The sequence below is a fragment of the Aestuariivivens sp. NBU2969 genome, from assembly GCF_019931125.1.
In the GTDB taxonomy this organism is placed as follows: Bacteria; Bacteroidota; Bacteroidia; order Flavobacteriales; family Flavobacteriaceae; genus Aestuariivivens; species Aestuariivivens marinum.
Map to the genome: position 1 here is coordinate 22,114 of NZ_JAIOUU010000011.1, position 15,455 is coordinate 37,568.

A 15,455-nucleotide genomic window follows, 5' to 3' on the forward strand; every position below is an offset into this window, starting at 1 on the left:
CAACGTTTGGCTCAGTGAAGTTTGGTAGTGAAAACTGGCTAATATTCACTTACGCTTCATGGCCGAGCCGTTGGCAACAACTTTGCCCCGTCCTGAATAAAGGCTACATAATTTAACCAAACCTTTTTAAAGAAAAAAATTGTTTAAGCCGAGTTCCTACTGGCATTAATATTACCAAACAAGGAGCGGGTTACAATTTTTTCAAAAATCTCTAGTTGTTCTTCGTCCTTAACCTCAGCTTTATTTAAATCCTGTATTTTTTTAAGAGCGTATTGCTGAATGGTCAACAAAGGCAATACAATGGATTCGCGAACTTCAATAGAGGCTTTGCCAGAAGGCTCATTTTCCATAAGTTCGGTATATCCGGATACTTTTAAAAGTAGGCGTTTGGTGGTTAAGTATTCTTCGTAAATAATGGTCCAGAAAGCACCAAACTCTTTGTCTTTAGCCATGTATTTAGTGAGGTCGAAGAACGATTTAGTTAAGGACATCATACTGTTATCCAGTAGTGTTTTAAAGAATTTAGAGTTATTATAAAGTTGTATGACTTTGTTTAACTCTCCTCTGTCTTCATAGGCCTTTATGGCTGTACCTACGCCAAAGAATCCCGGAACATTTTGTTTTAATTGGCTCCAAGAGCCCACAAAAGGAATGGCTCTTAAATCTGAAAAAACCAAGCTATCGGAAGAACCCCGCTTTGAAGGGCGGCTACCAATATTGGTCTTGGCGTAATATTTTAAAGTACTCATGCGTTCCAGGTAGGGGATAAACATGGGGTGACTTTTAAAATTCTTATAAGTTTGATAACTTGTTTCTGCCAAATCGTTCATCACGGCCCTGTCTTCTTGACTCAATGGAATTTTGTTCTTCCCAAAACGGTTAAACAATCCCGAACTTATAAGTTGCTCTAAGTTATATTGTGAAGATTCCAAAGTGCCAAAATTAGAGCTAATCGTTTGCCCCTGTATGGTTAACTGTACTTCCTTATCTTCTATTGTTGGGCCCAATGAGGCATAGAAATTATGGGTCTTTCCGCCGCCTCTTGCTGGCGGTCCACCACGACCATCAAAAAATATGGCAGTGATATCGTACTTTCTTGACATTTCGGTTAGGAGTTCCTTGGCTTTAAAAATACCCCAGTTGGCCATGAGGTAACCGCCGTCCTTGGTGCCATCTGAAAAGCCTAACATAATGGTTTGCTTATTACCACGTTTGGCTACATGTGCCCTGTAGGCTGGGTTACTATATAACTGCTCCATCACGGCAGGGGCATTTTCTAAATCGGTAATGGTTTCAAACAAAGGAACCACATCAACGGTTAAATTGTCCTTAAATGCAATCATTTTTAACATGGAGAATAATTGCATGACGTTTAAAGCCGTTTGATTATTGCTAATAATATAGCGATTGGCTCCTTTTTCACCATTATTGGCCTGAATGTCCTTTATGCATTTAATGGTTTTTAAGGTATTTACTACCATTTCATCATCAAAAACACTTAAATCATCAATATCATCATTGGCTTTCGAGAGAATATCAATTTGTTCAGCTTCGGTTAAGTCGTGGTAATTTTTAGGGAAAAATCCACTTCCCTTTTCAATTAGATGATTGATAACCGTAGTGAAAACAGCATGGTGTATTCTACTATCCTGCCTAATGTCTAGCGTAGCAAAGTGGTATCCAAAAATATGGATTCTGTTAATTAAATTGTTTATTTGGGAAACGTATAACGACTGGTGTTCTTTTACAATATGGTTTCTTATACTTAATAATTCTTTAATAAGCTCTTTGTATGTAATACCATCTGTAGAATAAGGGTCTAGGCTGTAATTGTACATTATGGTTTCAAGCCTAATAACACGTTCTTCTACATCTCTAAACGTAAGTCGTCGTCTTAGGCTTTTTAAGTCCTGATAATATTTTTTAAGAATTGCCTGTTTAAGCTTTTTAGCTACTTTTAAAGTGGTGTCGGGCTTAACAAATGGATTCCCATCACGATCCCCTCCGGGCCAAAAACCAACGTTAATAATTTCGTTGTGTTTTTTACCATCATCGTAAATATTTTGTTGGATGTAATTATAAATTTCTCCAAAAGAGGCATAAAATACGTTTTCCAAATACCAAATTAAGCTTATCGCCTCATCATAAGGTGTTGGTTTTTCCCTCTTAAAAAACGGGGTTTTCCCTAATTGTCCAAAAAGGTTACTAATCTCAGACAGGTTGTTTTCCTTAATAGCTTCGGTTAAATCGGTTATAATCCCTAAAACAGAACCTGGATAAAACTGTGTGGGATGTGCTGTTAACACAATGCGTACTTTAAACTCCTCTAAATAATCCTTAAGTTCTTGTAAACGATTTTCGGAATTGGCCGTTTCTTTTAAATTACGTAAGGTCCCAAGCCCTTCCATATTATTTATTATCGGGAAAGCGGCATCTTCAATAGCATCAAACAAAACCACTTGACGCTCAATATATTGTATGAACCTAAACAATAAATTTATCTGGCTTTCTTTGGTGCGCCTCGCTTGGTATTTTTTAAAAAATGTATCGACTATGGTTGTTGGGTCTTCACCTTTGGCAAACCCTTTTTGGCAAGTTTCGTGGAACAACGGTAATAAAACGCCCGTTTTTGTAATGGTATCAAAAGGTAAAGTCATAAATATACTGTTGTATATTTGGTATTTAGACAATACATTTTGCTTAAATCGTTTTAACTTTGGTTCTACAGACATAGTATCAATCTAATAAAAATTAAGCATAAAAGTAGTGAAGCTTCGGTTAACAAGCATGGTTATTAAAAATATTTATCGATTTACAACGTTTCTTTAACTCTGATTGTGAAAAATTTAAAAAAATAAATACTGATTATAAATTTTTTAATGCCAACCTACCTGTAAAGCGTATATGTGAAGATTTATGTGAATACCAACCGAATACAAATTATATTTATGATATTTGCAAAGAATTTTTATGACTACTTAAAGTTATTTATATAGAATAGTATCCTGAAGCTTTAGTTATGGATTTAGTGAAAGAAATAAAACGCCTTAAAGAGGAAAAGAACGCTGTGATTTTAGCACATTACTATCAGGTGCCAGAAATACAGGATATTGCTGATTATGTTGGGGATAGTTTAGGGCTCTCTCAAAAAGCAGCCGAAACCGATGCCGATATTATTGTGTTTGCCGGGGTGCATTTTATGGCCGAGACAGCTAAGATATTAAACCCCAATAAATTGGTAGTTCTACCCGATTTAAATGCGGGTTGTTCTTTGGCAGACTCTTGTCCGCCAGATGCTTTTAAACAATTTACAGAAGCGCATCCCAATCATGTTGTGATTACCTATGTAAACTGTTCGGCTGAAATTAAGGCTTTAAGCGATATTGTTTGTACCTCTTCCAACGCCTTAAAGATTGTGCAATCCATTCCTAAGGATACACCTATTATTTTTGCGCCAGATAAAAATTTGGGGGCTTACATTATTAAAGAAACAGGACGAGATATGTTGCTGTGGGATGGTAGTTGTGTGGTTCATGAGGCTTTTTCCATGGACAAATTAATTGAGCTTCATAAAAAACATCCCGATTATAAAATTATAGCCCATCCCGAATCTGAGGGACATATTTTGAAAACGGCAACCTATATTGGGTCTACATCGGGGATGATTAATTATGTAAAGCAGCATCAAGACCAAAAGTTTATTGTGGCTACCGAAGCAGGTATTTTGCATAAAATGAAAGAAGAAATGCCAAATACCGAGCTCATTCCGGCTCCTGCTAAAGAAGACAATACCTGTGCCTGTAGTGAGTGTCATTTTATGAAAATGAATACATTGCAAAAGCTTTATGATTGCTTGCTTAATGAATCGCCACAAATAGAGGTAGATGAAGCGATTATTGAGCGGGCTTTATTGCCTATTGAGCGTATGTTGGAGTTATCTAAATAAGTATAATGGTTACGGACTATTTAGTCATTGGTTCTGGTATTGCTGGGTTAACGTTTTCGGTTAAAATAGCCGAGAAATTCCCCAACAGGCAAGTAACCATCATTACTAAATCTAATGAGGAGGAGTCCAATACTAAGTATGCACAAGGCGGTGTGGCCGTGGTTTTGGATGTCGAAAACGATTCCTTTAAAAAGCATATTCAAGACACCTTAATTGCTGGAGACGGCTTATGTGACAAAGCCGTAGTTGAAATGGTCATTAAAGAAGGTCCAAAACGGTTTAAGGAACTGGTGGAGTGGGGGGCCTATTTTGATGTCGACAAAAGTGGTAACCTTGATTTAGGTAAAGAAGGCGGACATTCAGAATATCGAGTGGTACACCATAAAGATGTCACTGGGGCCGAAATAGAACGCGCCTTGTTAGAACGAGTACACCAATTGAAAAATATAACTCTTTTACCGCACCATTTTGCCATAGATATAATTACAAACCACCATATAAAAGGCGATAAACCTAAAGCAGAAGCCTGTTATGGGGCTTATGTTTTCGACCAAAAAAACAATACCATTTTCACTATAAAAGCCAAAAGTACGCTGTTGGCTTCGGGCGGTATAGGACGTGTTTATGGACACACTACTAATCCCATCATTGCGACGGGCGATGGTATTGCTATGGCCTATCGTGCAAAGGCTTTAATTAGGGATATGGAATTTGTGCAATTTCACCCTACAGCTTTATACGAGGTTGGAGGCGAATCGTCTTTTTTAATATCAGAAGCCGTTAGGGGCTTTGGGGCTTACCTGAGAAATAAGAATGGCGAACGTTTTATGCTAAAATATGATGAACGTGCTGAATTAGCTTCTAGGGATATTGTATCGCAAAGTATTGATAATGAGTTAAAAAAATATGGAGAAACCCATGTCTTTTTAGATTGTACACATCTGGATATTGAAGCATTTAAAGTTCATTTTCCCAATATTTACGATAAATGTATAACTAATCATATAAATATTGAAAAAGATTGGATTCCTGTGGTGCCAGCCTCTCATTATTTATGTGGAGGGATTGTAGTAGACCAAGATGGTAAAACCTCTGTCCCTAATTTGTTTGCCTGTGGTGAATGTACAAGAACAGGATTGCATGGTGCCAATAGGTTAGCCTCAAATTCATTATTGGAAGCTTTGGTTTATGCCCATAATATTTTTAAATATCACAGTAATAATGAGCTTCAACCTGTAAATGTTATCATTCCAGACTGGAACGATGAAGGGACATCTATTGCCAAAGAACACGTGTTAATTCAACATAATTTAAGACAGCTACAGGCATTAATGAGGGATTATGTTGGAATTGTTCGTAGTAATGATCGCTTAAATAAAGCAATAAAACATCTTAATTTAATTTATACTGAGGTTGAAGACCTGTACAAGGCTTCAAAAATTACGACATCGCTTTGCGAATTACGTAATATGGTTAATGTGGCACACCTAATTATAAATCAGTCACTTCAACGTAAGGAAAACAAGGGAGGGTATTTTAATTTAGATAATGTAAAAAATTAACTGGAGCTTTATTAATAAAGCTCCAGTTAACAAGTAGCAATTATTTCCCTAGCATAAGTAGTTCGTTACAAACTACTTCGGTAATGTATCGCTTGTTGCCATCTTTATCATCGTAGCTGCGTGAAGTTAATTTGCCTTCTATGGCTACTTCTTTACCTTTGGTTAAATACTTTTCAATGATTTGAGCGGTTTTGCCCCAAGCCACTATATTATGCCATTGGGTTTCAGTTACTTTTTCACCTTTGTTATTGGTGTAGCTTTCATTTGTGGCAATATTGAATTTTGCCAATGTCCTTCCAGATTCTAAATTAATGACTTCCGGGTCATTTCCTAAGTTACCAATCAACTGTACTTTGTTTCTAAGCGTGTTCATAATTTTAATTTTTATTGTTAAACAGTTAATACTATTGAACCTTCAGCGATTCAACAATGCAAAATTGTAAAGGTTTTATAGTCTTACTCGGTTGTTACTTGTTTAAATTCGTTTGTAAATGTTTGTAGTCGTTTGTAAATGGATAAATTATTCTTATATTAGTACTGTTATATAAGGGTTGTATAATTTGATCAATTAAAAAATCCATTGGAGTTCGTTAGGTTATATAGACTTTCAAAAAAGCAAATGAAGGACATTCGTATGCTTTGGAATAATGAATATCCTACAGGATTAAACCATAAAACCCTTAAAGGTTTTGAAGATTATTTAACCAAGCTGTCTGGGCAATCCCATATTTTAGTGATTAATGAGAATAAAGAAATTATAGGGTGGTATTTTGATTTTATTAGAAATAGAGAAAAATGGTTTGTTATTCTTTTAGATTCTAAACATCAAGGAAAGGGATTGGGAACAAAAATTTTAAGTATGGTAAAAAAAAAAGAAATAGAATTGAATGGTTGGGTAATTGATCATAATGATGATAGGAAGAAAAATGGAGAGGTCTACAAATCTCCTTTAAAATTTTACTTGAAAAATGGATTTGAAAGATTAGCCGATGACAGACTTATACTTGATAATATCTCAGCAGTTAAAATAAGATGGAACGCAATTAAAACCTAAAATAGTGTTATGGATATCAAGTATGCCATTAATCAGCTTAAACAAAACCAAACCGTTTTTAAAGGCCTGTTGCAAAACAAATTACCTGAAGAGAGCTTGTGGCGACCTGAAGAAGGTAAATGGTGTTTGTTGGAAATTGCCTGTCATTTATTGGACGAAGAGCAAAAGGATTTTAAAGCTCGTATCCAGTATATTTTTGAACAACCAGAGTATGATTTGCCTTCCATAAATCCTGTAGCATGGATTAAGGAGCATGATTATATGTCCAAAAATTATGAGGAGGTGGTCGCTACTTTTTTAGATGAACGCCAGCAGTCGGTTACTTGGTTAAAAGGACAGATAGATGCAAATTGGGAACAAAAACTAAAGCATCCCAAATTAGGTGAGATGTCGGCCAAGTTATTTCTTGCCAATTGGTTGGCTCACGATTATTTGCACATCAGACAGATTTTAAGATTACAATATAATTTTTTAAAATCCCATAGCAGACTTAACCTGGACTATGCTGGGAACTGGTAAAAAGTAAATAATATGGAGAAAACATGTTTAGAATGTGGTGAAAAAATTGTCGGCCGAATTGATAAAAAATTCTGTGACGATGCCTGTAGAAATGCCTATAACAATCGCGTAAACAAGGATAGCAAAAATCTAATACGCAATACCAATAACCGATTGCGTAAAAATTATCGCATATTGGAAACCCTTAACCCTGAGCAAAAAACAAAAACATCAAGGGCCAAGCTTATAGAGGCAGGGTTTGATTTTAATTATTTTACCAGTATTTACACCACTAAGGTAGGAACAGTGTATTATTTTGTCTACGACCAAGGGTATTTGCCTTTAGAAGGCGATTATTTCGCCTTGGTAAAACGTGAAGGTTAATCATGTAACGTTTTAAATATAATCTTTACTAATATTAAAACTATCTATTTATGTTTCTTACTCCAGCCTCTTTTATTCCTATTCTCATTTTTAGTGTTGTTGTATTAATTATAGTGCTTTCCGTTGTGTTGAGTAGAAAAAATATTGTGTTGAGAAAATTGGCCAAGTTTAAACACAATCGTATCTCCCAGTTTAGGAATAACGAGCTTACCAAGGTAACAGGTAAGGTTTTGGAGGTCGAAACGCCTTTTGTGGCACCGTTTAGTAAACGGCCCTGTGTTGCCTATATTTTTAAAATACAGCAACGGGTGAGTACGGGCAAAAGTTCTCATTGGAAAACCTTGGTGAAGAAAGAAGATATTCAGGATTTTTTTATAGAACAAAGGGGCGACTTGGTTATGGTAAAACCCTCAATGCAATCCAGTAATTTTTACAGTTTTATGGTCGAAGACCAAAGTATTAGATCGGGAACTTTTAAAGATCCTTCACCCGAATTCAAAAAAGTGCTGGATGATTCTGGGGTCGACAGCGAAACCTGGCTAGGCTTTAATAAAACATTAAAATATACCGAACGTATTCTTGAAATTGGAGAAACCATTACCGTAGGGGGCATTGCCAAATGGAAAGTGCTTAATGAGCCCATTAATGGACATAATTATTCAAAAATTGCTGCTTTAGAAAGCGGTCCCAAACAAAAACTTATAATTACTGACCATCCAAAAGCTGTTACACCATTAGATAGGGGGTTGTAATAAAGTATTTAAACGTAAACCTTAAGATGGTATTGTTTGCCTAACACAGGTTTTTCTTGGTAGTCGAGGCATTACTTCCACCAATTTTGACCCTTTAATTTCATGGCAGCCTTAAGAACATCCTTTTGACTTATTTGACCTACCAATTTACCATTTTCAACTATAGGGAAACGGCGGCGCTTAGCATTTAAAAATTTATTGGCGGCATCAAATATGTTCATATTACCGTCAATAGTTTCAACATCGGCCACCATATGTTTTTCAATGGTTTTATCTTGCATTGGCATATTATAGTAGCGGCTTTCACTAATTTGTTTTATACAATCACCTTCTGAAATAATGCCGATCAACTCATTTTTTTCATTAACTACAGGTCCTCCAGAAATACGATGTTTTATTAAGGTCTGCATCACACTTTCAATAGTTTGGTCTGGTTTAAAGGTTATTAAATGACGAGTCATATAATCACTAACTTTTAGCGGTATGTTGTCATAAGTACTATTTTTATTCCTTCTTGCGCCTATAAAACTCTTTATGCCCATGATTCCTATTTTTTAATAAAATTAAATGTAGCTAAATTTTTTGATTTTTCCTAAAAACAAAAACTGTTGAGTTTTATAAGCTTCTCAATTTATGTACATTTATAGCATAACATAATCTTTAAACTTTATGATTAAAAAAGCCATTGCTTTGTTAATAATCGTTTGGGGCGTGTATTGGAGTTTTTCTTCCCTTATGCCAAGAGAGGAGATATCCATTGATGTTCCCGATAATCAATTCTCGACCCATCGGGCACTTATGCATCTAAAGACAATAGCCAAGGCTCCGCATTATGTGGGCAGTGAAGAACACCATAGGGTGCGTGATTATATTATAGCACAATTAGAACAACTTGGACTGGAAACACAAATACAAGAGGGGTTTTCTGTAGATAATTATGGAAATCTTACCAAGCCAAAAAATATTATTGGTCGTTTGCGAGGCAAAGAAAAAGGAAAAGCATTATTGTTGTTAACACATTACGATAGTGATCCACATTCGGCTATAGGAGCAAGTGATGCCGGTTCCGGTGTGGTAACTATTTTAGAAGGGTTAAAAGCCTTTTTAAGTAGCAATAAAACACCAAAAAATGATATAATAGTCTTGATTTCAGATGGCGAGGAATTAGGGCTAAACGGAGCGAATATTTTTGTAAATAACCATGAATGGGCCGATAATATTGGTTTGGTCATTAATTTTGAAGCTAGAGGCAGTGGGGGACCTAGCTTAATGTTTATTGAAACTAATCAGGGCAATGCCAATTTAATAAAAGAGTTTGTTAAAGCCAATCCAGAGTTTCCTGTAAGCAGTTCCTTGTTTTACAGTATCTATAAAATTTTACCTAATGATACCGATTTGACCGTCTTTCGTGAAGATGGTAATATCGATGGGTTTAACTTGGCTTTTATAGATGATCATTTCGATTATCATACTCAATTAGATACTTATGAAAGATTGGATAGAAACACTCTAAAGCATCAAGGTAGTTATCTAATGCCTATGTTATATTATTTTGCTGAAGCCGATTTAGAAGCGTTGAAGAGTAATGAGGACAATATCTATTTTAATGCACCTATTTTTAAAATGGTTTCCTATCCGTTTTCATGGATTTATCCTATGCTAGTTATCGCTATTGTCGTATTTGTAAGATTGTTAATTTATGGCATAAAACAAAAGGCGCTTAGAGCTAAACCTATTGGTAAAGGCTTTTTGGCTTTTTTTATTGCTTTAATTTTGGCTGGGCTCATTGGTTATTTTGCTTGGCCAATGTTAAAAACAATTTATCCGTATTATGATGAAATGTTACAGGGTTTTACCTATAATGGACATGATTATATTGCTGCTTTTGCTTTCGGGACTTTAGCCTTATGTTTTTTTGTTTACCATAAAGTTTATGAAAAGGGCAATACGGCAAGTTTGCTTGTAGCACCAATAACGTTTTGGATCATTATTTGTGTCGCCATAGCTTTAAAATTAAAAGGAGCTAGCTTTTTTATTTTCCCCGTATATTTTGCTTTATTGTGTTTGTTTGTTTTAATCCGACAAAAGCAGCCAAGCCTTATTTTAATGGCATTACTATCTTTACCATTACTAATTTTAATAACACCACTAGTTCAATTGTTTCCCGTAGGCCTTGGTTTAAAAATGATGTTAACCAACACTGTTCTAGTAGTTTTATTATTTGGATTACTATTGCCTGTATTTGGGAGGTTTAAGTATAAAAAACGATTGGGATATTTAAGTGTTTTAATAGCGGTATTTTTTTTAATTTCTGCACATTCAAAATCTGGATTTACACAAGATCGACCCAAACCCAATAGTTTGCTATATGTTTTTAATGCTAACGACAGTACTGCCGTTTGGGTAACTTACGATAAGCTTTTGGACGACTGGACTCGACCAATTTTTGGAGAACAACCGGAAGTTGCTTCAAGTTTAAATAAACATATTGTAGACAGTAAATACTCAACACGATTCACCTATACAAAGCCCGCTCCTTTAAAGTTTATAGAGCAGCCCAAAATTAATATTTTTAAGGATACGATAATTCAAGACGTAAGGCATATTAAGTTAGACATTACACCCCAAAGGAGAGTAAATAGAATTGAGTTATTAGCCAGTACATCAAATGCATTTCAGGTATTTAAAGCAAACGGACAAGTAATAAAAAGTCCCAAAAAGTCAAAAAACAATAGGTTGTTAAGTTATTATATTGTCGATAACGATCCCTTGGTATTGGAATTTGAAGTTCCAAATGGTCAAAAAACAGAATTTACACTTTTAGAAGCGTCCTATGACTTGTTGGATAATACTTCTTTTAATCTGCCAAAACGTGATGCTATCATGATACCAAAACCTTTTGTGTTGAATGATGCGTTAGTTGTGAAGAAAACCATAACCATTGATTGAAAATAATTAGCATTCTTTTATGAGTTTAATTGGTAAATTTTTATAGTTTTAGCAAAATTTTTAAAAGAAGTAGAGATGAAACGATTTTTGTTGTTGATTGTTATGGTTGGAGCGCTTCATGTAAATGCACAGAGCACCCCAGATTTATTGAAACATTTTGAAGCCTATTATACCCAAATGAGAGCCCAAGGCGATATACAAGGTATTATAAATGCCATGACACATTTAAATGTCCTTGCCCCTTCCCAAGCTAGAAAAGATACTTTGGCTTATATCTACATGAGTGAAGGTCAGCATGTACAGGCCTTAAATACTATTGGTATAGATAAGGTTACTACGGATTCTGATATTGCTGTTGAAGTAAAGGCAATTTCATTAAAAGCAGTAAAGCAACCACAATTGGCTGTCGGACATTTTGAAGAAATGTTCAAGAGAACTCCTAGCGCCTTGATAGCCTATGAATTGGCAGAATTGAACTTACAATTAAAAAACCTAACAGATGCCGAGAAGCATATTAATTATGGTTTGGCAAATTCTAAGGTAGAGGAAACCAAAGCATTTTATGAAACACAAACGCCATATCAAGTATCCCTTAAATCGGCTTTTATGTATTTGAATGCTTTGTTGACTTATAACAAAGATCCTAAGGGAAACATTGATGCAGCTGTAGATATTTTGGATGCTACATTAAAAGCGTCACCAAATTTTAATTTGGTAAATCTTAGTAAGAGTGAGTTATTAAGACAAAAACAAGTCATACAAGCACAAGCAGCACAGCAAGAGCAACCTAAGAATTAATTTTAGTTGCTTAATATATCATATCAAGGGTTTGTTTAACAAACCCTTTTTTGTTATCTAAGAATAAGTTTTTTAGTTGATTTTCCAGATTCAGTAATTATATTTATAAAGTATATGCCTGGAGCATATCCATTCATATCCAGTTGATATATATTGTTTTTAAGCTGAATATGATGTTTACGCAAGATAATTTTTCCTGTAATATCGGTTATATTGTAGTTGAAAGTAGAAAGGCTTTTGGATTGAATATTGAAAACCTGTTTGGATGGATTAGGATAAATTCTAAATACTTCAGGAGCAAAATGAGATACATTAAGCGCGCCTTCTATACTAAAATCATCTATAATAACGCCTTCATTGACTGTATATTGATCGGAATGGAATACAAACCGAAACACAATATTGGTCTCACTATTTAAGGGTGTTAGATCGTAACTATACTCTTGAAGAATGTTATTAGAACCTGTCCATTGTGCTCCTGGACAATTAAAGCAATTCGTTCCCGGCGTAGTATTACTATTGTACCAGTTTGTATCATCTGCACTTCCCAAAACCGTCCAATTCAACCCAGCATCAGTTGAATATTCCACAAACAGGATGTCCCAATCTTCCTCTAAATCGAAAGCCATTTTAAACTTAAACATGGGACTGCTCAATATTGATAAATCATAGCAATTGCTAACCAAATAACTTTTTATATTATTCTCATAATTACCACTTAGGTTCGTTCCATAAACATTATTGTTAGAGGCTTCAGTATTCAAAACACTTCCAGTTGCAACACCGCGTTCCCAATAGCCACTACTACTATCGCAGTTGCTCATGGCGTTAAAGTTGATTAATTCGTCAGCTGGGGCTTCAAAAGTATTAACTGTGTTTATGGTTCCCGATGTATTACCATAAAATGTAGCCATTAAATCGTTATTTTCAGAAAAAGTATCATTAGTAATTGTTGCATTTATCTTTAACTCCTGTAGGCTACTTCCATGTACAGACAAAGATGGGATGTCTATTAATTGTGTGTTTCCAGACGCTAAAGAACCATTCCAAATGGTTTGGTTAGGACTGCCATTTAGGGTGTAATTAAGGGTTACCGAATTAATAACATTTGCCCCCCTGTTTTTTACTAATGCCTTAACTGAATTAAGATTACCGCATACAACCTGCTCATCAATGCCTTGTATGTCTTCTAAGCTAATTTCATCTTGAAGTGTTTCCGTAGGAATATCGGATTTCCAAATGCCCCTACCATAAGTAGCAGCAGAAATATTATCATCGTTTAAATTAATTTCCAAATCACTTACCGATACATTGGGTAAACTGTTTCCAAAGGGTTCCCAAAATCCTGTAGTATCATCATATCTATAAACGCCTAAGCTAGTGCCTAAAAACAATGGGTCATCACTATGTAGTTTTTGATGTTTAATGATGTTTTTAGTGACATTGGGGAGGTTTCCTGTAATATCGTTAAAATTAGAGCCCCCATCAATCGATTTGTAGACTTTACCCGTATAGCCTGCTGTAGTGACGTAAACAATATCACTGTTGTTATTGTTAACTTCAATAGACGTAATGTTTGAAGAGAATGTATTATTAACTGTAATAAAGGAAGCTCCTTTATCGGTACTTTTTCTTAGCGTATTATCAATGGCGATATAAATGTTGTTTGGTTCAATTTCATCAATTTCTAAAAAATCAATGTTAACATTGTTTCCAAAAGAGGGCGATATGGCTTTCCATTCGGTGCCACAAAGTTTATAGAGTCTAGAATAACCAGCATATAATTCACCATCCCTATTCATGGATAAAGGCGTTACCCAATTACCTCCACTATCGTTCTCCCCAGTTTCATCAACAGGAGCAGGGACATAAGCGTCATTGCTGGCACCAGCAGAGTTTGAGATGTATAAATTGCTCCCGTATTGAATAAAGCCATATATAATATCAGAATTATTATGGTTGATAGCCGTATCCATACCATCGGCACCATAATATACTTGCCAGTAGCTATTATTTAAAGCATAACCTCCATTGTCCTGTAAACCACCTACCATTTTGTTTGAGCTTTCTTTGGAAACACTCAATCTGTAAAATTGCCCGATTTGCATACCATCAGTTAAGTCCATAAAATTTGTGCCTCCATCTGTGGTTTTATAGAATCCGCCATCGGTTCCCGCAAAAAGTACGCCATCATAAAAGCGCAACAAATGTATATCTGCATGAGAATATGATGCCGAGGCGGGTTGAAACCATTCGTTTACCTTTGTAAAACTAGCACCGCCATTAATGGATTTCCAGATATTTAAAACCCCGACATAAATTTCATTCTCATTCGTGTTAGAGACTGCTAATGCCATGTCGTAATAGGCTTGTTTGCTATTATCGAATAAATCTGCATTAGAAGGGGTATTGGCTGTCATTTGAGAAAACGTAACACCAGAATCTGTAGACTTGTAAAGCCCTTGAAAGTCATTATCTAAAGCACTTAATGTATAAATTACATTAGTATTGTCTGCTGTAACATCAATTACCAAACGACTTGAAGAGGCAGGTAATCCTGATCCAAATCCAGTATTGGTGAAAGTTTCTCCAGCATCTATTGATACATAGAAAGTATCCGATGTTACCGCATAAATGGTATCGGGATCCCCAGGTTTTAGCTTAATGTCTTTAATATTCATGTTTTGGGTGCCGTTAGTATTGGTCCAATTAACCCCGCCATCAATGGTTTTATAGACGCCTTTGTTAGTGGCTACCCATAATATATTAGAGTTGTCTGGATGCATGTAAATATCGTTCATGTTAGTGGGGTGCCCTGCACTTGTATTTAAGCCCGTACTATTCCATGTGGTTCCACCATCTGTAGATTTCATTACACCAACGCTATAGGTGTCCCAACCATCGTCGTCTCCTGTGGCAATATATATAATGTTGCTGTCATTATAATCGATAGCAATTCCAGAAACGCCAATTTGTGGTAAATTATCCGATAGAGGCAACCAAGAGCTACCTGAGTTAATAGATTTCCAAATGCCTCCCGCTGGAGCTCCGGCATAATAAGTATTTGGATTATTAGGGTCTACTATAATAGCATTAATACGTCCTTGACCCGAACTCCATGACCCGGTGTTGGTATGGCTGAACGGACCCACAGGTTGCCAATTGCTTAAATCAGCTTTTAAGCTGTTAGCCTTGGCTTGTTGCACGTTCATCCAAGTAGTCCACAACTCGTAAGGTGTTGGTAGGGTACCATCATCCTTAACAAAGTTTTTCCAATAATTTTCCCAACGTTTAAAGGGTTTGTATCCACTGCCTTTTGTGTAGGGATTCTTATCTTTCCAATAGTCATTAAAGGCATCAATAACATCCTTAAAAGTAGGGTTGTTTGATTTTGAAGATTGACTTTTGGAAGCCGCATTCAAGTTTTTCATCCAAGGAGTATCAGGATTGTATTGTGCTTGAATATTAAGGACAAATAGCAGGATAAAAATATAGGTTGAGGCTTTCATAAG

General features: G+C 35.6%; 12 protein-coding genes. 8 read left to right on the forward strand and 4 right to left on the reverse strand.

Annotation, left to right across the window (positions count from 1 at the left end):
- Positions 1-143: 143 nt before the first annotated feature.
- On the reverse strand, positions 144-2,732 hold the full coding sequence (locus K7G79_RS09315; RefSeq protein ID WP_223551309.1) for a phosphoenolpyruvate carboxylase: 2,589 nt from the start codon (positions 2,730-2,732) through the stop codon (positions 144-146).
- A gap of 287 nt (positions 2,733-3,019) precedes the next feature.
- Between K7G79_RS09315 and nadA the strand changes: the two genes are divergently transcribed.
- Both nadA and nadB read left to right on the forward strand, forming a co-directional pair.
- Complete coding sequence (gene nadA, locus K7G79_RS09320; protein WP_223551310.1) at positions 3,020-3,946, forward strand: quinolinate synthase NadA; 927 nt, start codon at positions 3,020-3,022, stop codon at positions 3,944-3,946.
- A gap of 5 nt (positions 3,947-3,951) precedes the next feature.
- A complete protein-coding gene (gene nadB, locus K7G79_RS09325; RefSeq protein WP_223551311.1) occupies positions 3,952-5,508 on the forward strand; it encodes an L-aspartate oxidase in 1,557 nt (518 codons plus the stop codon).
- A 40-nt stretch (positions 5,509-5,548) separates the two neighbouring features.
- Here nadB and K7G79_RS09330 read toward each other — a convergent pair whose 3' ends face one another.
- A complete protein-coding gene (locus K7G79_RS09330) occupies positions 5,549-5,881 on the reverse strand; it encodes a single-stranded DNA-binding protein (RefSeq protein WP_223551312.1) in 333 nt (110 codons plus the stop codon).
- Between the two features lie 246 nt (positions 5,882-6,127).
- Between K7G79_RS09330 and K7G79_RS09335 the strand changes: the two genes are divergently transcribed.
- The 4 genes from K7G79_RS09335 to K7G79_RS09350 are packed head-to-tail and all read left to right on the forward strand — an operon-like array spanning position 6,128 to position 8,196.
- Positions 6,128-6,562 (forward strand): GNAT family N-acetyltransferase, encoded by a 435-nt coding sequence (locus tag K7G79_RS09335; RefSeq protein ID WP_223551313.1) that lies wholly within the window; start codon positions 6,128-6,130, stop codon positions 6,560-6,562.
- Positions 6,563-6,571: 9 nt separating this feature from the next.
- The gene (locus K7G79_RS09340) at positions 6,572-7,081 is read left to right on the forward strand and encodes a DinB family protein (RefSeq protein ID WP_223551314.1); all 510 of its coding nucleotides are present in this window, start codon (positions 6,572-6,574) and stop codon (positions 7,079-7,081) included.
- 12 nt (positions 7,082-7,093) lie between these two features.
- Complete coding sequence (locus K7G79_RS09345) at positions 7,094-7,444, forward strand: hypothetical protein (RefSeq protein WP_223551315.1); 351 nt, start codon at positions 7,094-7,096, stop codon at positions 7,442-7,444.
- Between the two features lie 50 nt (positions 7,445-7,494).
- Positions 7,495-8,196: a hypothetical protein gene (locus K7G79_RS09350; protein WP_223551316.1), complete on the forward strand. Its 702-nt coding sequence runs from the start codon at positions 7,495-7,497 to the stop codon at positions 8,194-8,196.
- 71 nt (positions 8,197-8,267) lie between these two features.
- On the opposite strand, the gene K7G79_RS09355 is transcribed toward K7G79_RS09350, so the two are convergent.
- On the reverse strand, positions 8,268-8,738 hold the full coding sequence (locus K7G79_RS09355; protein WP_223551317.1) for a CBS domain-containing protein: 471 nt from the start codon (positions 8,736-8,738) through the stop codon (positions 8,268-8,270).
- A gap of 127 nt (positions 8,739-8,865) precedes the next feature.
- Here K7G79_RS09355 and K7G79_RS09360 point away from each other — a divergent pair, with 127 nt between their 5' ends.
- Both K7G79_RS09360 and K7G79_RS09365 read left to right on the forward strand, forming a co-directional pair.
- Positions 8,866-11,145, forward strand: coding sequence for a M28 family peptidase (locus tag K7G79_RS09360; protein ID WP_223551318.1), 2,280 nt, complete (start codon positions 8,866-8,868; stop codon positions 11,143-11,145).
- Between the two features lie 75 nt (positions 11,146-11,220).
- Positions 11,221-11,943, forward strand: a complete 723-nt coding sequence (locus tag K7G79_RS09365) for a hypothetical protein (RefSeq protein ID WP_223551319.1) — start codon at positions 11,221-11,223, stop codon at positions 11,941-11,943.
- 53 nt (positions 11,944-11,996) lie between these two features.
- Here the strand turns inward: K7G79_RS09365 and K7G79_RS09370 are convergent, their stop codons facing one another.
- Entirely contained in the window at positions 11,997-15,452 is a 3,456-nt protein-coding gene (locus K7G79_RS09370; protein ID WP_223551320.1) for a T9SS type A sorting domain-containing protein, read from the reverse strand.
- Between the last annotated feature and the right edge of the window lie 3 nt (positions 15,453-15,455).